Origin of the sequence: Pseudomonas sp. LF-5 (assembly GCF_037626295.1) — a bacterium.
GTDB lineage: Bacteria > Pseudomonadota > Gammaproteobacteria > Pseudomonadales > Pseudomonadaceae > Aquipseudomonas > Aquipseudomonas monsensis.
This window is the reverse complement of record NZ_JARKMT010000011.1, coordinates 200,458-216,224: the sequence shown is the minus strand read 5'-3', so window position 1 is coordinate 216,224 and position 15,767 is coordinate 200,458. Positions and strand designations below refer to the sequence as shown.

Sequence of the window (15,767 nt, the reverse complement as noted above, 5' to 3'; positions counted from 1 at the left end):
AAAACCAGGCAAGCCGCATCCCGTTTGAAATCTGTCGAAAAATATCGTCTAGTCAAATGCCACCTCTTCGCTGGGCGTAGATTACCGCCCTTTAAGGGTGTCCAGAATCATTAAGCCAGATCAGGTGAGGGGCGATTCGGAGTCAGACCTCGCTCTAAGCCCCCAACACCCGACAAGCCTCCACCGGCAACGTCACCGACACCGGATGCCCGATCCCCAAACCAATCCCCTGACACGGCGTACTCAACGCAGTGAACGTCACCCCGGAACACTCCACCGTGGTCTCGATGGTCGCGCCGATATCACGCACGAACGTCACCTTGCCGAGCAGGCGATTGCCCGCCGTCGCCTGTGGTGCAGACAGTTGCAGGTCTTCGGGGCGAATCAGCATCTTCACCTTCTGCCCCACCACGATGCTGCTGCAGATCGGCACTTGCAGTGCATCGCCACCCGGCAGGCCGACTTTGCCATCGCCCAATGCCGTGGCCGGGAAGATGTTGCCCGAGCCAATGAAGTCAGCGACAAACTCATTGGCCGGGTGCCGATAGATTTCAATCGGCGTACCGACCTGCTGCACCTTGTGCTCGCCCAGCACCACGACAATATCCGCCATGGTCATCGCCTCGCGCTGGTCGTGGGTGACCATGATCGTGGTGATGTTCAGGCGCTGTTGCAATTGGCGGATTTCCACCTGCATCGACTCGCGCAGCTTGGCGTCCAGCGCCGACAGCGGTTCGTCGAGCAAAAGAATTTTCGGCCGCGAGGCAATCGCCCGGGCAATCGCCACCCGCTGCCGCTGCCCCCCGGAAAGCTTCGCCACCGGACGGTCGATCATCGCTTGCAACTGGATCAACGCCAGCAACTCCACCACCCGCTTCTGCTGATCAGCCTTGCTGACGCCGCGCAATTTCAGCGGGTAGGCGATGTTTTCACCGACGGTCATGTGCGGGAACAGCGCCAGCGACTGAAAGACCATGCCGAAGTTGCGCAGGTGCGCCGGGGTCTGGCCGATGTCCTCGCCGTCCAGGCGAATTTCGCCGCCGCTGAGGGTTTCCAGCCCGGCGATCATCCGCAGCAAAGTGGTTTTGCCGCAGCCCGACGGACCGAGAAAACACACCAGTTTGCCCTCGGGCAAATGCAGGTTGACGTCTTGTACCGCGCACGCCGAGCCGTAGAATTTCTCGACGTTTTCCAGAATCAGACCAGTCATGTTGCACCTCAAATCAAAAGGAAACGCCGCCCTCGCCCACCAGCTTCTCCAGCGCCCAGATCAGGACGAAGTCGATCAGCACGATCAGCACGGCAAACGAGAACACGGTAGGGTCGAGCGATGACACGGTGCGGCTGTACATCCAGATCGGCACGGTCATGACGTCGATGGTGTAAAGGAAATAGGTCACGGTGAATTCGTTGAACGAGACGATGAACGCCAGCAGCATTCCCGCCAGAATCCCCGATTTCATCAACGGCACCACCACATCGACAATTGCGCGCAATGGCGAAGCACCGAGCATCCGCGCCGCCTCTTCGACTTCACTGCCGATGGAGAGCATTGCCGCGGTGCAGTTCTTCACCACGAACGGCAGCGCCAGAATCACGTGGGCAATTACCAGCCGCGAGGTGGTCAGGTGGAACGGCAGGCTGTCGAACACCAGCAGCAAGGCCAGGCCCAACACCACCATCGGGAACACCAGCGGCAGCGACATCAGTTGCAGCGCCACGGCTTTGCCACGGAACTCGCAACGGGTCAGCGCATAGGCGGCAGGCACCGCGATCAGCGTGGCGAACACCATGGTCAGGCACGACACCAACAGGCTGGTGGCCATGGCCTGGCCGAGGCTCAACACATCACTGGCGTCCGGCGAAACGAAAGTGTGCCAGGCCGCCTCGTACCATTGCAGGCTGTAGCTGTTCGGCGGGAAATCGAGGTTCGACGCCCCGCTGAACGACATCACGATCATGGTCAGGATCGGCAACACCGCCAGCAGCAGAATGAAGCCGGAGAGGATGCCGGCGAACTTGCCGGTGTCGCCGGGCAACAGCGCCATGCGCTTCTTGGTCAGGGCACTCATTGCGAAGCCTCCAGCAGACGCCGACGACGGCCGGTGATGTATTCGGACAAAGTCATGATCGCCAGCGTGGTGACGATCAGCACCACCCCGGCCGCCGACGCGGCGGGCCAGTTCATCAGCGGCGCGATCTGGTCATGCACCATCACCGCGAGCATCGGCACACGGCGGCCACCGAGCAGCAACGGCACGACAAAACTGCTGGCGTTGTAGGCGAACACCAGCGTCGCCCCGGTGATGATCCCCGGCAGACTCATCGGCAACACCACCTGACGGAACACCTGAAAACGACTGGCGCCCAGCGTTGCCGCCGCCTCTTCGTAGGTGCGCGCGACGCCGCGCATGGCGCTGGCAATCGGCAGCACGGCCAGCGGAAACGCGGTCTGCACCAGGCCCATCAGCACGCCGTTCTGGTTGTAGAGCAACATGATCGGGCGCTTGATCAGGCCCAGGCCCATCAGCGCCTGATTGAGCATCCCGCCCGGGCCGAGAATCACCAGCCAGCCATAGCTTTGCAGCAGCAGGTTGACCAGCAGCGGCAGGAGCACTGCCGCGAGAAAAATCCGCCGCAGGAACGGCGAGGTCAGCCGCGACATGGTGTACGCCACCGGGATCGCCAGCAGCACGGCAATCACCGCGCTGATCAGTGCCAGACGCAAGGTCAGCAGCAAGGATTTCAGGTAATAGGGTTCGAGCAACTGGGCGTAACTGGCCAGGCTGAACCCCGTCCACTCCGCGCCTTTGGTGCCGACGCTCATGCGCAACACCAGCAGGCTGGCGGCGATCAGCACGCCGAGAAACAGCATCGACGGCGTGAGGAAAAACCACGCCCGGGCGGTCGGCGAAACACCGCGCGCCGGGCGCACGCTGCCGGCGTCGACCGGTTGGCTCAGGGATTGATATTCCATAGCAATGATCTCGTCAATGGAAGAACAACTGACGAACACAGCTCTCCAAACCACCGTGCCCCTGTGGGAGCTGGCTTGCCAGCGATCGCAATCTGTCAGTGACATCATTGTCGACAGGTAGGCCGTCATCGCTGGCAAGCCAGCTCCCACAAGGGGTTTGTGGTGCTCTGAAGGATGGTGTTCGGCTCAGGAAGAAAAGATTTCCGTATAACGACGAATCCATTGGTCATGCACGGTCGCCAAAAAGGCGTTGTCGTGCATGATCGCCTTCTCGGCAATCTGCTCCGGGGTGAGGATGTACGGGCTCTTGCGTGCTTCGGCGGAGATGATCGCCTTGGCGTTGACCGGGCCGTTGAAGATGTCTTCGGCCATCTTGCCCTGCACCAGCGGGTCGAGAGAGTGGTCGATGAAGGCGTAGGCCAGATCGGTGTCGCCGGGACGGTTCTTCGGCATCACCGACAGCATCAGGTCGGTGTAGAAACCTTCCTTCATGCCGAACGTGGCGCCGAGGCCGTAGTTCGGATCGCGGATCTGCTTGGGGAAGAAGGCCGGGGCGTACAAGCCGCCCATGTCCAGCGAACCGGTGCGGAACAGCTCGGCGATCTGGTTCGGGTTCTCGCCAAGGGTGACCACGCGATCCTTGAGTTCGGCGAGTTTCTTGAAGCCCGGTTCAATGTTGTGTTCGTCACCGCCGGCGAGTTTGGCGGCGATGATGATCAGGTCCATCGCCTCGGTCCAGTTCGGCGGCGGCAGGAAAATGCTCGGCGCCAGATCGGCGTCCCACAATGCCGCGTAACTGTTCGGCGCCTCTTTGAGCGTGCGGGTGCTGTAGACCAGGCTGTTGCACCACAGCAGGTAACCGATGCCGTGACCGTTGGCGCCCGTGCGGTATTTTTCCGGTACGTCGATCAGGTTGGGAATGCGGTTGAGGTCGGGTTTTTCCAGCAGTCCGGCGGCGGCCAGACCTTCGGCGCCGACCCCGGCCAGGGTGATGATGTCGTACTGCGGACGGTCACCGCCGGCCTTGAGTTTGGCGACCATTTCCGAGGTGCTGCCGGTGCGGTCGGCGATGACCTTGGCGCCGGTCTTGGCCTCGAACGTGGCGGCGATATTGCGCAGTGCGGCGAGGCCGGTGTCATCCGACCAGGTCAACAAGCGCAGGGTCTTGCCGGCGAAACGTGTGTCGCTGGCAGAGGCCCGGATGAAGGGCATGCTCAGGGCCGCCGCCGCTACCGAGGCGACGCCGACGGTTTTAATGAATTGACGCCTGTTCAGATCATGCTCGCCCATGAAGGACTCCCTTTGTTCTTTTAAGTATGAGGTTGGTCGCAACCGTTGCATCCGCGCGGCCGGATCTGCTGCAGGCCTTGTGTTCAAAGGCCTGCAGCGCTGCCGACGGGTTCATCCTGAGGTCGTGCAATACACCTGACTATCGATAAAAACTCATCGAAGCCATGACACCGGCGCATGCCTCGTTGCGAGGCATGCGCTCCCCGTTTTCGGGCGTTCAGAGCGCCCGGATCACGTGTTTGATTTCCTGAAATGCAGCCAGGCCCCACGGCCCCAATTCGCGACCGATGCTGCTCTGCTTGTAGCCGCCCCATGCCGTCTGCGGGAAGATCACTTGTGGCGCGTTGAGCCACACCAGCCCCGCCTGCAGGGCGTTGGCGACCCGGTCGGCGGTCTCGGCGTTACGCGTTACCACACTGGCGACCAGCCCGAACTGACTGTCGTTGGCCAGGGCAATCGCCTCGGCTTCGCTGCTGAAACTGCGCACGCAGAGCACCGGGCCAAAGATCTCTTCACACCACAGCGCACTGTCGAGGGGCACTTCGGTGAACACCGTCGGCTGCAAAAAATAGCCGCGCGGCAGATCCGCCGGACGATTGCCGCCGCACACCAGCTTCGCTCCGGCACTCAGACCCCGGTCAATGTGGCCGAGCACCCGCTGGTATTGCGCCTGGTTGACCAGTGCGCCCATCTCCACGTCCGGGTCGAACGGATCGGCTACGCGGATTTTTTCTGCACGGGCCTGCAAGCGGTTGAGGAATTCATCGGCCAGCTCATCGGCGACCAGCACCCGACTGGTGGCCGAGCACATCTGCCCGGCGTTGAAAAAACCGCCGCCGCAAGCCAACTCCACCGCCAGTTCAAGATCGGCATCTTCAAGCACCAACAGCGAAGATTTGCCACCCAGTTCCAGGCTCACGCCTTTCACGGTTTCCGCAGCGCGTTGCATCACCTGGACGCCGACAGCGTTGCTGCCGGTGAAGGAAATCTTCGCAATGCGTGGATCAGCCGAGAGTGGCGCACCGACCGCCAGGCCGGTGCCGCAGACCAGGTTGAATACGCCTTTGGGCAGGCCGGATTCGGCGATGATCGCCGTCAGTTCCAGCTCCGGCAGCGGCGTCACTTCCGACGGTTTGAGCACCACGCAGCAGCCGGCGGCCAGCGCTGGTGCGAGTTTCCACGCGGTGGTGACCATCGGGAAATTCCACGGCACGATCAGCCCGACCACACCGCACGGTTCCCGGCGCAGACGGGCGCTGAAATCGTCGCTGGGCAGCGCCACGTGACTGTCCAGTTGTGCGTCGAGGCCTTCGGCGAGTTCGGCGTAATACTCGAAGGTGGCGATCACGTCGTCGACGTCGATGGCCGCCTCGAATTGCGGCTTGCCGTTGTTGCTCGACTGCAGCTTCATCAGGTGGTCGCGACCGTTGCGCACGCCGCTGGCGATGTTGCGCAGGATCGCGCCACGCTCGGCACCGCTGGTTTTCGACCAGTCCTTGAATGCTTCCGTGGCAGCAGCGACCGCCAGATCGACCGCTTGTTCGTCACCGCCATTGACCGTGGTCAGCAGCGCTTCGGTGGCCGGGTTGATCACCCGCAGATGCTCGCAACCGGCGGACCATTGGCCATTGATGAACAGGCCATCGAGTGTGGTCGGGAAATTGATCATTTGGCCACCGCCTGCATCCATTGGGTCTGGTCGATTTCGATCAGGGTCGGGCCCTGACGATCGGTGGCGGCGCGCAGCGCGCCGCGCAGTTGTTCCACCGAGCCGATTGCCTCGGCAGCGCAACCCAGGGCCTTGGCGACGCCGATGAAGTCCGGGGTGTAGATGTCGACGCCGACCGGCTCGATGGCGCGGTTGACCATGTACTTCTTGATCTCTTCGTAACCCTGGTTATTCCACAGCAGGACGATCACCGGAGTGCGCGCTTCGACCGCGCTGGCCAGTTCCGGCAGGGTGAACTGCAAGCCGCCGTCACCGATCAGGCACACCACCGGCGCACGGGCGCCATCCTCAATGCTGCCGCCGAGCCACGCGCCAATGGCCGCCGGCAAGGCGTAACCGAGAGTGCCGTATCCGGTGGACGAGTTGAACCAGCGCCGTGGTCGTTCCGGGTTGAAGGTCAGGTTGCCGGTGTACACCGGTTGCGTGGAATCGCCGACGAACACTGCATCCGGCAACTCGTGCAGGACGGTTTCGAGGAAGCGCGTCTGCGCCAGAGTTGGCGCATCCCAGCTCGCGGCCAGATCGTCGCGCAAACGCGCGGCGCGCACCTGGCCCCAATCGTTGCGGCGCTCGGCCAGAGGTTGGTGCGACAAAGCACTGAGCAATGCCTGTGCAGCGTTGCGCGAGTCGGCGACCAACGCCACGTGTGGCGGATAGTTGCGCACGGTCTGATCGGCGTCGATGTCGATGCGCAGCAGTTTGCCGGGGATTTCGAAACCGCCGGCGAAGGTCACGTCATAATCGGTTTCGGCCAGTTCGGTGCCGATCGCCAACACCACGTCGGCATCGGCCACCAGTGCGCGGGTCGCGACCAGGCTTTGTGTCGAGCCGATCAGCAGCGGATGGCTGGACGGCAGCATGCCTTTGGCGTTGATGGTCAGCGCCACCGGAGCGTCGAGCAATTCGGCCAGTTCGGTGAGTTCGGCGGCGGCGTCGATCGCACCGCCCCCCGCGAGAATCAATGGTCGTTGTGCGCCGGCCAGCAGCTCGCTCATGCGGCTCACGGCGGCGGGGGCGGCACCGGCGCGGTCGATGTTGACCGGAACGCTGGCGAGCAATTCATCGGCCTCTTCCACCAGCACGTCCAGCGGAATCTCGATGTGCACCGGACGTGGACGCCCGGCCTGGAACAGCGCAAACGCACGGGCCAGTACGCCCGGCAATTCCGCTGCGGACATCAAGGTATGAGAGAACGCAGCGACGCCACCGACCAACGCACTCTGGTTCGGCAGCTCGTGCAGCTTGCCGCGACCGCCGCCCAACTGGCTGCGCGTCTGCACGCTGGAGATCACCAGCATCGGGATCGAGTCGGCGTAGGCCTGGCCCATCGCGGTGGTGATGTTGGTCATGCCCGGACCGGTGATGATGAAGCACACCCCCGGTTTGCCGCGGGTACGCGCATAGCCGTCGGCCATGAAACCGGCGCCCTGTTCATGCCGTGGAGTGACATGGTTGATGCTCGAACGGGCCAGCCCGCGATACAACTCCACGGTGTGCACCCCGGGAATGCCGAACACCTGCTCGACCCCATAATTTTCGAGTAACTTGACCAGTACTTCGCCACACGTCGCCATGTCGATTGCCCTTCTTGTTTGTTCAATACGCCGTGCCAGTGTGGGAGCGAGCTTGCTCGCGAAAGCGGTGTATCAGCCACATTGATGCTGAATAGAAAACCGTATTCGCGAGCAAGCTCGCTCCCACATTGATCCGGGTGGAATGGGCTCATTGAACGGGCGGCAGGTAGCGGCAACAATCGATTAAAAGTCATACTAGCCATGTCCTCACGTCATACCTTGGATCCACATGAAACGACTGCCTCCCCTGCCCGCCCTGCACACGTTTCTGATCACCGCGCAGTGCTGCAACTTCACGCGGGCGGCCGAGCAGTTGCACATCACCCAAGGGGCAGTGAGCCGGCAGATCGCCGGGCTGGAAGAGCATCTGGGTTATGCGTTATTCATTCGCCTGGCCCGGGGCCTGGAGCTGACCGCCGAAGGGCGTGAATGGCTGCCCCGGGTGGAGAAGATCTTCGGCCTGATCAGCGAAGCCACCGAGCAGATTGGTCTGAAGCGCGAAACCCTGCAGCTCAAGGCCCCCAGCTGCGTGATGCGCTGGTTGGTGCCGCGCCTGCTGCAATGGCAAAAGGAACGCCCGGACGTGCCGGTCAAACTGACCACCACCCTGGCCCACGGCGTGGACTTTCAGCGCGAGCAGTTCGATGCCGCGGTGATCTACGGCACGCCGCCGGACAATTCATCGACCGCCCTGCACCTGTTCGATGAGCAACTGACACCGGTCTGTTCACCCGCGTTACTGAAGGGCTCTGCGGCGCTGACCGAACCGACCGATCTGCAACAGCATCTGCTGCTGCACCCGACCCGCGACACACAGGACTGGACGGTGTGGCTGAACGCTGCCCAATTGCAGTTGAGCAACGTCAACATGGGCCAGCATTTCGAGACGCTGGATCAGGCAATGTCGATGGCGTCGCATGGGACAGGGGTAGCGATTGGCGACTGGTCGTTGATCGGCGACGACCTGCGCGCCGGGCGGCTGGTGATGCCGTTTGAATTGAAGGTGAAGACGGGGCTGGGCTACTACGTGGTGATGCCGCAGGGTGGGGAAGCGTCGCCGCAGTTGGAGGAGTTGATGATCTGGCTGGTGGAGCAGGCGCATACCCGCTGAAGCACCACATTCCCCTGCAGGCCTTCGCCTGCTCGCGATGGCGGTGGGTCAGTGACATTTACGTCGACTGACACACTGCTATCGCGAGCAGGCGAAGGCCTACAATTGGAACGTGGGAAGCATCAGTAGCCGACCGTAAACCGCTGACGCGAATGCTTCGGCGTTTCCACTTCGTCGATCAGCGCAATCGCGTAATCCGCGAAGGTGATCCAGCTGCGACCTTCGGCACTGAACAGCAAGTGATCCTTGCCGACTCGGAAGCTGCCGGTGCGCTCGCCTTCGACGAACTCGGCCGACGGCGACAGGAAGGTCCAGTCCAGCTCGTTCTCCGAACGCAACGCATCGAGAAACGCCGCGCCAGCGCTGGCCTCGGCTTTGTACTCGGCGGGGAAACCGGCGCTGTCGATCACCCGGGTGTCGTCCGGCAGCAACAGCGAACCGGCACCGCCGACCACCAACAGACGCTTCACGCCTGCCTGCTTCACCGGGCCGACCACGGCACTGGCGGGCACGGTGGCGAAATGCGCGGCGCTGATCACCACGTCGTGACCGGCCACGGCGGCTTGCAGCGCTGCCGAATCCAGCACGTCGACATTCTTGCTGACCACGCCGGCACGGCTGCCGATCTTCGAGGTGTCGCGGGCGATAGCCGTAACGCTATGGCCGCGACGCAGGGCTTCTTCCAGCAGTTGGCTACCGGCACGGCCGGTGGCACCAATGATTGCGATCTTGCTCATGACATTCTCCAGTTGGCTTGAGAGTGCTGCGTTTTCAGAATCGGGTTACCACTGCATTTCGCCCTTGGCGACTTTGGCGCTCAGCTCCAGCGAGCTTTCTTCGCCGAGTGTCGGGTAGCGCTTCTGCATGGCCTTGATCAGTGCGGCGGAGTCCTTGGCCTTGGCGGTTTCGGCGTCGAACGCCTTAATGTAGTCGGCGGTGAATTTCACGCTGGCCAACGAACGGCTGCTCTCGCCCAGGTAATGACCCGGCACCACGGTTTTCGGTTTCAGGGTTTCGATCGAGTGCAGGGTTTGCAGCCAGTCGGCGTGGGATTGCGCGGTCTGGGTGTCGGCCATCCACACATGGATGTTCTCGGCCACCACGACGCCACCGACCACGGCCTTGAGCGACGGAATCCATACGAAGCTGCGATCCGGTTGTTTGCCGTCAAGGCCGACCACCTGCAGTTTCTGCCCTTCAAGCATCAGGCTGTCGCCCTTGAGCACGCCCGGCACGATGGTTTTGGCCGGCACGTCGGCGCCCATTTTCGGGCCCCAGAAGGCGAGCTTGCCGGCGACGGTTTTGTTGATGTGATCGACGGTCGGCTGCGAAGCCAGAACCTCTGCATCGGGGAAGGCCTGGGTCAGGGTATCGAGGCCGAAATAGTAATCCGGGTCACCGTGGCTGATGTAAATGGTGGTCAGGTGCTTGCCGCTGGCGCGGATCTTTTCCACGACCTGTTCGGCCTGGGCCTTGCCGAATTGCGCATCGACCAGAATCGCGTCTTTCTCGCCGCTGACCAGCACCGAGGTCACCGGGAAAATCGCCTTGGTGCCTGGGTTGTAGACATCCAGTTTCAGGTTGGCGGCAGCGGCATGCGCCGCGAAGCCGAGGGTGGCGGTGGCCAGCAAAACGCGCTTGAGGGTAGTGAAGCCGATCATCTGTTGCTCCGTGGTCCGAATGCCGTGTTTGGCGATGGGACAGAGCTTAGTTGCCTGACTCGGTACAAAAAATGCGATGCTTGAACATAGTTTGTTTCTGAAAGCGGGCAAATCATGGATCGTCTTCAAGCAATGCGGGTGTTTGTCACGGTAGTGGATCTGGGCAGTCAGTCGGCGGCGGCCGATCATCTGGACCTGTCGCGGCCGGTGGTGTCGCGTTATCTGGCGGAGCTGGAAGACTGGGTCGGCGCGCGCCTGATGCACCGCACCACGCGCAAGTTGAGCCTGACCACGGCGGGCAGCGAAATCCTCCCGCGCTGCCGGCAGATGCTCGAACTGTCGAGCGACATGCAGGCCGCCGTCAGCGAACCCCATGACGCACCGCGCGGGCTGCTGCGCATCAGTGTCAGCACCTCGTTCGGCCAGGCACAACTGGCCGATGCCGTGGCCGCCTACGTCAAACGCTATCCGGGGGTGAGCATCGACCTGCAAATGCTCGACCGCACGGTGAACCTGGTGGACGAGCGCATTGATCTGGCAATCCGCACCAGCAATGATCTCGATCCGAACCTGATTGCCCGACGCCTGACCGTGTGTCGCTCGGTAGTCTGCGCCGCGCCGGCCTATCTGCAAGAACAACCGGCGCCGCAGCGCGTCGAAGCGCTGAGCCGGCACAATTGCCTGACGCACTCGTATTTCGGCAAGAGCCTGTGGCATTTCGAGGAAGACGGTGAACCGGTTTCGGTGCCGGTACAGGGCAATATCAGCGCCAACGAAGCCAGCACGTTACTGCGCGCAACACTGGCCGGTGCGGGGGTGGCGATGCTGCCGACCTATCAGGCCGGGGTGCATATTCACAGCGGTGAGCTGGTGCGCCTGTTGCCCCATGCCGAACCACGGCAGATGAACATTTACGCGGTGTACGCCTCGCGCAAGCACATGCCGGCGGCGCTGCGCAGCATGCTGGATTTTCTGGTGCAGCGATTCCCCGAAAACCCGGCTTGGGATGAAGCGGTTTCCAGCGTCAAGCCACAAGCTACACGCTAGCTGCGCCGCCATTCATGTTGGCGCGTGCCGCTCGACGCTTGCAGCTGCTTCTACCTGACCTATGCTGAAAGTAATACCGCAGGGTATGCGTTCAGAGGTCATTGCCATGAACATCAAAACAAGAAGGTACTTCGCGATTTTCATCACCTGCGCCGCCACGCTGGCGCTGTACGGCACTGCGGCCTGGCGGGTCGAGCAAATGCGGCAGCTGCCCCGTGATTACGCGAGCTGTAATTTCGAACGCTGCATTCCGCATAACGCGACGCTCAATGCGTTGCGCTGATTGACCTGAACTGGAGTCAATCCGGTGGGAGCTGGCTGGCCAGCGATTGCGGATTGACATTCAGCATTGAAACGGCTGGACCACCCCTATCGCTGGCCAGCCAGCTCCCACAGGGTTCGTGGCGTTCAGGCGTTTATTGCTCGGCCTTCAGACGGTCGCGAAACGCCTTTGGCGAGATTCCCACCCGGCGCCGGAACAGGCGCGTGAAGTTGGTCGGATCGGAAAACCCCAGCAACTCCGACATCTCGTAAATGGTCATGCTGGTGTAGGTGAGCAAGCGCTTGGCTTCCAGCAACTGGCGTTCGTGCATGATCTGCAGCGCCGGTTGCCCGGCCAGTTCCCGGCAGGTGCCGTTGAGATGCGAGACGGAAATGCCCAGACGATGGGCCAGATCCTCGACCTTCACATGCTGGCGGTAGGTCTCTTCCACCAATTGAATAAAGCCATTGAGGTATTCGCGCTGGCGTTGCGGCCGCTGACTGGCGTTGTGTCGCACGATAGCCTGACGGCTAACCCAGACCATAATCACGCTGACCAGCGAATGCATGAGCATTTCCCGCGCCGGCTGATGGCCGTTGTACTCGGCCTGCAACGCTGAAAACAGACTGTTCAGGTACTCGCCGTCCTTGCCCGCCGGATAGCTTTGCGTCTGGGCCAGGGCGTGCACCGAATCGCCCAGCTGCGCCTGCAGATGGTTGATCAGCGGCGTGGCGAGGGTAACGATGAAGCCTTCCACGTCCTCGGAAAAACGGAAGCCATGCACCGACAGCGGCGGCAGGACTTGAATCGCCGGGGTTTCGAGTTGCGTGCGCTGACCTTCGATTTCAAGCTCTGCCTGACCTTTGAAAACGAAGAGTAACTGGCACAGATCGGCGTGGCGGTGGGGTTTGATTTCCCATTGATGTTCGCGGCTGCGGGAAGAAATGGTTTCACAGTGCAGCAAGTCAGGGGTCGGCCAGTCCAGGCTTTCACCGTAGAGCTTGAACACCGGAATCGAAGGCAGGTCAGGCGTGTTCATCACTTCAATCCAGGCCTCAGGTTTTTGGGCGATAATCGCACCGATTGGCAGAATGTACAGATATCGGCTCAGTTTTCACCTTCAATTGACAGACCCGCAAGGGAAAAATGCAAGCACTCGATCCATAAAAATCATTCACTGGCTTTGGCCGCGTGAAGCTTGCGAGTCATAAAAACAATGAAAACGCTGAAAACCCAAGTCGCCATCATTGGTGCCGGTCCGTCCGGTTTGCTCCTCGGTCAGTTGCTGCACAACGCCGGCATCGACACCCTCATTCTTGAACGTCAGACACCCGACTATGTCCTCGGTCGCATCCGCGCCGGCGTGCTTGAACAAGGCATGGTAGAGCTGTTGCGTCAGGCCGGTGTAAGTCAGCGGATGGACGCCGAAGGGCTGGTGCACGGCGGCTTCGATCTGGCCCTGGACGGGCGTCAGGTGCACATCGACCTGCACGGGTTGACCGGTGGCCAGACCGTGATGATCTACGGTCAGACCGAAGTCACCCGCGACCTGATGGCCGCTCGTCGGGAGGCCGGCGCGCCGACCCTTTACGAGGCCAGCCATGTCGTTCCCCACGGCATGAAAAGCGACGAAGCCTTCGTCACTTTCGAAAAGGACGGTGAAACCTGGCGCGTCGATTGCGATTACATCGCCGGATGCGACGGCTTCCACGGGGTCGCTCGACAGTCGATTCCGGCCGATTGCCTGAAGGTCTTCGAACGGGTCTATCCGTTTGGCTGGCTGGGCATTCTCGCCGACACCCCTCCAGTGCATGACGAATTGGTCTACGCCCGCCATGAGCGCGGTTTCGCCCTGTGCAGCATGCGCTCGGCGACTCGCACCCGTTATTACCTGCAAGTGCCTGCCGAAGAACAGGTCGATGACTGGAGCGATCAGCGTTTCTGGGACGAACTCAAAACCCGCCTGCCCGCCGAGCTTGCCGAGAAACTTGTCACCGGTCCGTCGATTGAAAAAAGCATTGCGCCACTGCGCAGCTTTGTCGTCGAACCGATGCAGTACGGGCGGATGTTCCTCGTCGGCGATGCCGCCCATATCGTTCCGCCTACCGGCGCCAAGGGCTTGAACCTGGCTGCCAGCGATGTCAGCACCCTGTTCAATATTCTGCTGAAGGTTTATCGCGACGGCCGCACCGACCTGTTGGAGAAATACTCGGAAATCTGCCTGCGCCGGGTATGGAAAGCCGAACGGTTTTCCTGGTGGATGACCTCGATGCTGCACCGGTTCGACGAACATGATGACTTCAGCCAGCGGATCAGCGCCTCGGAACTCGACTATTTCGTCAGCTCCGAAGCCGGCAGAAAAACCATTGCAGAAAATTACGTCGGACTTCCATATGAGGCTATCGAATAGCCTGCTATCGACTTACACTGGCGAGCATCCCCCGCTCGCCTTGCGACCTGCGGGATTCTCACTGCCCGCAGGTTTCGCCCGTGACCAATCTTCACCAGCCTGAAACACCCAAACCGGCCATTCGCAGCGTGCTGGTCGCGCTGATGATGGCGATCTTTCTTGGCGCGCTGGACCAGACCATCGTCGCCGTGTCGATGCCGGCCATCTCCGCCCAGTTCAAGGATGTCAGCCTGCTGGCCTGGGTAATTTCTGGCTACATGGTGGCGATGACCGTGGCCGTGCCGATCTACGGCAAGCTCGGCGATCTGTACGGGCGGCGCAAACTGATGCTGTTCGGCATGGGTCTGTTCACCCTCGCCTCGCTGTTCTGCGGCATGGCGCAAAGCATGGAACAACTGGTGCTGGCGCGGATTCTTCAGGGCATCGGCGCCGGCGGCATGATTTCGGTGAGTCAGGCGATCATCGGCGACATCGTGCCACCGCGTGAGCGCGGGCGTTATCAGGGTTATTTCAGCAGCATGTACGCGGTGGCCAGTGTCGCCGGTCCGGTGCTGGGCGGTTACATGACCGAATACCTGTCGTGGCGCTGGGTGTTTCTGATCAACCTGCCGCTGGGCCTCGGTGCCTGGTGGGTGGCGCGGCGCAACCTGCGCGGATTGCCGGTTCCGCAGCGCAAGCCGATCATTGATTACCTCGGCACGCTGCTGATGATCATCGGTCTGACCGCGCTGTTGCTGGGCATCACCCAGGTCGGTCAGGGTCATTCGTGGCGCAGCAGTGAAGTGCTTGGCTTGTTCGCCTGCGCCGTCGTGGTGCTGGCAGTGTTCGTCTGGCATGAACGCCGGGCGCGGGAACCGCTGCTACCGATGCACCTGTTCGCCAACCGCAATGCCCTGCTGTGCTGGTGCACGATTTTCTTTACCAGTTTCCAGGCGATTTCGTTGATCGTGCTGATGCCGTTGCGCTTTCAGAGTGTCACCGGCGCGGGCGCTGACAGTGCGGCGTTGCATCTGTTGCCATTGGCGATGGGCCTGCCAATCGGTGCCTACTTCGCCGGCCGGCGCACGTCGATCACCGGGCGCTACAAACCGCAGATCCTCACCGGTGCGACCCTGATGCCGATCTCGATTCTCGGCATGGCATTCAGTCCGCCAGAAGCAACGCTGCTCAGTGGTCTGTTCATGCTGCTCAGCGGCATTGCCGGGGGTATGCAATTCCCCACGTCGCTGGTCGGCACCCAAAACTCGGTAGAGCAACGTGACATCGGTGTCGCCACCAGCACCACCAACCTGTTTCGCTCGCTGGGCGGCGCGGTGGGGGTGGCGTTGATGTCGGCACTGTTGCTGGCCTTCTTGCAGGATTCGAGTTTTGCCCATCTGGCAAGCAGTTCGCTGATGAGCGAGGGGCATTCGGGCAACGTGTTGCTCGATGGCTTGAACGCGGCGCCAGGGGATGCACAGAACGCCTTGCGTGCGGAGCTTTCGGTGACGTTCCGGCATTTGTTGTGGGTGAGCACGGCGGTGTCGCTGCTGGGGCTGGCGGCAGCGATTGCGATGCCCAATAACCTGTTGCGCGGGCGTGAGCACGGTGCCAGATAGAACAAACACCACGATCCCTGTAGGAGTGAGCCTGCTCGCGATCAGGGTGTTTCATTCAACAATGATGTCGACTGACATACCCTGATCGCGAGCGGGCTCACTCCTGCA

The 15,767-nt window shown here is 61.6% G+C and carries 14 protein-coding genes; 5 read left to right on the top strand and 9 right to left on the bottom strand.

Annotated elements, in window-relative coordinates; all coding sequences use genetic code 11:
- Window positions 1–154 precede the first annotated feature (154 nt).
- The 6 genes from PseuLF5_RS24505 to PseuLF5_RS24480 form a co-directional block, all read right to left on the bottom strand.
- A complete protein-coding gene (locus PseuLF5_RS24505; RefSeq protein ID WP_340134889.1) occupies window positions 155–1,210 on the bottom strand; it encodes an ABC transporter ATP-binding protein in 1,056 nt (351 codons plus the stop codon).
- 13 nt (window positions 1,211–1,223) lie between these two features.
- The gene (locus PseuLF5_RS24500; protein ID WP_340134888.1) at window positions 1,224–2,072 is read right to left on the bottom strand and encodes an ABC transporter permease; all 849 of its coding nucleotides are present in this window, start codon (window positions 2,070–2,072) and stop codon (window positions 1,224–1,226) included.
- Window positions 2,069–2,977 carry an ABC transporter permease gene (locus PseuLF5_RS24495; RefSeq protein WP_340134887.1) on the bottom strand — a complete coding sequence of 303 codons (909 nt, stop codon included), beginning with the start codon at window positions 2,975–2,977 and terminating at the stop codon, window positions 2,069–2,071. Before PseuLF5_RS24495 ends, PseuLF5_RS24500 begins: the two co-directional genes overlap by 4 nt.
- Before the next feature lie 186 nt (window positions 2,978–3,163).
- Window positions 3,164–4,267 carry an ABC transporter substrate-binding protein gene (locus tag PseuLF5_RS24490; RefSeq protein WP_340134886.1) on the bottom strand — a complete coding sequence of 368 codons (1,104 nt, stop codon included), beginning with the start codon at window positions 4,265–4,267 and terminating at the stop codon, window positions 3,164–3,166.
- 217 nt (window positions 4,268–4,484) lie between these two features.
- Window positions 4,485–5,936, bottom strand: a complete 1,452-nt coding sequence (locus PseuLF5_RS24485) for an aldehyde dehydrogenase family protein (protein ID WP_128614823.1) — start codon at window positions 5,934–5,936, stop codon at window positions 4,485–4,487.
- Window positions 5,933–7,570, bottom strand: a complete 1,638-nt coding sequence (locus PseuLF5_RS24480) for a 5-guanidino-2-oxopentanoate decarboxylase (RefSeq protein ID WP_336347246.1) — start codon at window positions 7,568–7,570, stop codon at window positions 5,933–5,935. Before PseuLF5_RS24480 ends, PseuLF5_RS24485 begins: the two co-directional genes overlap by 4 nt.
- A gap of 229 nt (window positions 7,571–7,799) precedes the next feature.
- Here PseuLF5_RS24480 and PseuLF5_RS24475 point away from each other — a divergent pair, with 229 nt between their 5' ends.
- Entirely contained in the window at window positions 7,800–8,681 is an 882-nt protein-coding gene (locus tag PseuLF5_RS24475; protein ID WP_186746783.1) for a LysR substrate-binding domain-containing protein, read from the top strand.
- A gap of 122 nt (window positions 8,682–8,803) precedes the next feature.
- Here the strand turns inward: PseuLF5_RS24475 and PseuLF5_RS24470 are convergent, their stop codons facing one another.
- Together PseuLF5_RS24470 and PseuLF5_RS24465 are read right to left on the bottom strand one after the other, a co-directional pair.
- Entirely contained in the window at window positions 8,804–9,418 is a 615-nt protein-coding gene (locus PseuLF5_RS24470) for an NAD(P)-dependent oxidoreductase (protein ID WP_222834418.1), read from the bottom strand.
- Between the two features lie 45 nt (window positions 9,419–9,463).
- Window positions 9,464–10,342: an MBL fold metallo-hydrolase gene (locus tag PseuLF5_RS24465; protein WP_340134885.1), complete on the bottom strand. Its 879-nt coding sequence runs from the start codon at window positions 10,340–10,342 to the stop codon at window positions 9,464–9,466.
- A gap of 114 nt (window positions 10,343–10,456) precedes the next feature.
- On the opposite strand from PseuLF5_RS24465, the gene PseuLF5_RS24460 reads away from it, so the two are divergent.
- Both PseuLF5_RS24460 and PseuLF5_RS24455 read left to right on the top strand, forming a co-directional pair.
- Window positions 10,457–11,389, top strand: coding sequence for a LysR family transcriptional regulator (locus PseuLF5_RS24460; RefSeq protein WP_123466312.1), 933 nt, complete (start codon window positions 10,457–10,459; stop codon window positions 11,387–11,389).
- Between the two features lie 106 nt (window positions 11,390–11,495).
- Entirely contained in the window at window positions 11,496–11,672 is a 177-nt protein-coding gene (locus tag PseuLF5_RS24455; protein ID WP_177490692.1) for a hypothetical protein, read from the top strand.
- A 133-nt stretch (window positions 11,673–11,805) separates the two neighbouring features.
- On the opposite strand, the gene PseuLF5_RS24450 is transcribed toward PseuLF5_RS24455, so the two are convergent.
- Window positions 11,806–12,690: a helix-turn-helix domain-containing protein gene (locus PseuLF5_RS24450; RefSeq protein ID WP_186746776.1), complete on the bottom strand. Its 885-nt coding sequence runs from the start codon at window positions 12,688–12,690 to the stop codon at window positions 11,806–11,808.
- 177 nt (window positions 12,691–12,867) lie between these two features.
- Between PseuLF5_RS24450 and pobA the strand changes: the two genes are divergently transcribed.
- Together pobA and PseuLF5_RS24440 are read left to right on the top strand one after the other, a co-directional pair.
- Window positions 12,868–14,061 (top strand): 4-hydroxybenzoate 3-monooxygenase, encoded by a 1,194-nt coding sequence (pobA, locus tag PseuLF5_RS24445; RefSeq protein ID WP_186746773.1) that lies wholly within the window; start codon window positions 12,868–12,870, stop codon window positions 14,059–14,061.
- An 80-nt stretch (window positions 14,062–14,141) separates the two neighbouring features.
- Entirely contained in the window at window positions 14,142–15,659 is a 1,518-nt protein-coding gene (locus PseuLF5_RS24440) for an MDR family MFS transporter (protein ID WP_128616299.1), read from the top strand.
- Window positions 15,660–15,767: the final 108 nt, after the last annotated feature.

Bases quoted from the DNA above. Each gene is read 5' to 3' on its own strand.
- PseuLF5_RS24505 (WP_340134889.1), bottom strand. From the start codon at position 1,210: ATGACTGGTCTGATTCTGGAAAACGTCGAGAAATTCTACGGCTCGGCG.
- PseuLF5_RS24500 (WP_340134888.1), bottom strand. From the start codon at position 2,072: ATGAGTGCCCTGACCAAGAAGCGCATGGCGCTGTTGCCCGGCGACACC.
- PseuLF5_RS24495 (WP_340134887.1), bottom strand. From the start codon at position 2,977: ATGGAATATCAATCCCTGAGCCAACCGGTCGACGCCGGCAGCGTGCGC.
- PseuLF5_RS24490 (WP_340134886.1), bottom strand. From the start codon at position 4,267: ATGGGCGAGCATGATCTGAACAGGCGTCAATTCATTAAAACCGTCGGC.
- PseuLF5_RS24485 (WP_128614823.1), bottom strand. From the start codon at position 5,936: ATGATCAATTTCCCGACCACACTCGATGGCCTGTTCATCAATGGCCAA.
- PseuLF5_RS24480 (WP_336347246.1), bottom strand. From the start codon at position 7,570: ATGGCGACGTGTGGCGAAGTACTGGTCAAGTTACTCGAAAATTATGGG.
- PseuLF5_RS24475 (WP_186746783.1), top strand. From the start codon at position 7,800: ATGAAACGACTGCCTCCCCTGCCCGCCCTGCACACGTTTCTGATCACC.
- PseuLF5_RS24470 (WP_222834418.1), bottom strand. From the start codon at position 9,418: ATGAGCAAGATCGCAATCATTGGTGCCACCGGCCGTGCCGGTAGCCAA.
- PseuLF5_RS24465 (WP_340134885.1), bottom strand. From the start codon at position 10,342: ATGATCGGCTTCACTACCCTCAAGCGCGTTTTGCTGGCCACCGCCACC.
- PseuLF5_RS24460 (WP_123466312.1), top strand. From the start codon at position 10,457: ATGGATCGTCTTCAAGCAATGCGGGTGTTTGTCACGGTAGTGGATCTG.
- PseuLF5_RS24455 (WP_177490692.1), top strand. From the start codon at position 11,496: ATGAACATCAAAACAAGAAGGTACTTCGCGATTTTCATCACCTGCGCC.
- PseuLF5_RS24450 (WP_186746776.1), bottom strand. From the start codon at position 12,690: ATGAACACGCCTGACCTGCCTTCGATTCCGGTGTTCAAGCTCTACGGT.
- pobA (WP_186746773.1), top strand. From the start codon at position 12,868: ATGAAAACGCTGAAAACCCAAGTCGCCATCATTGGTGCCGGTCCGTCC.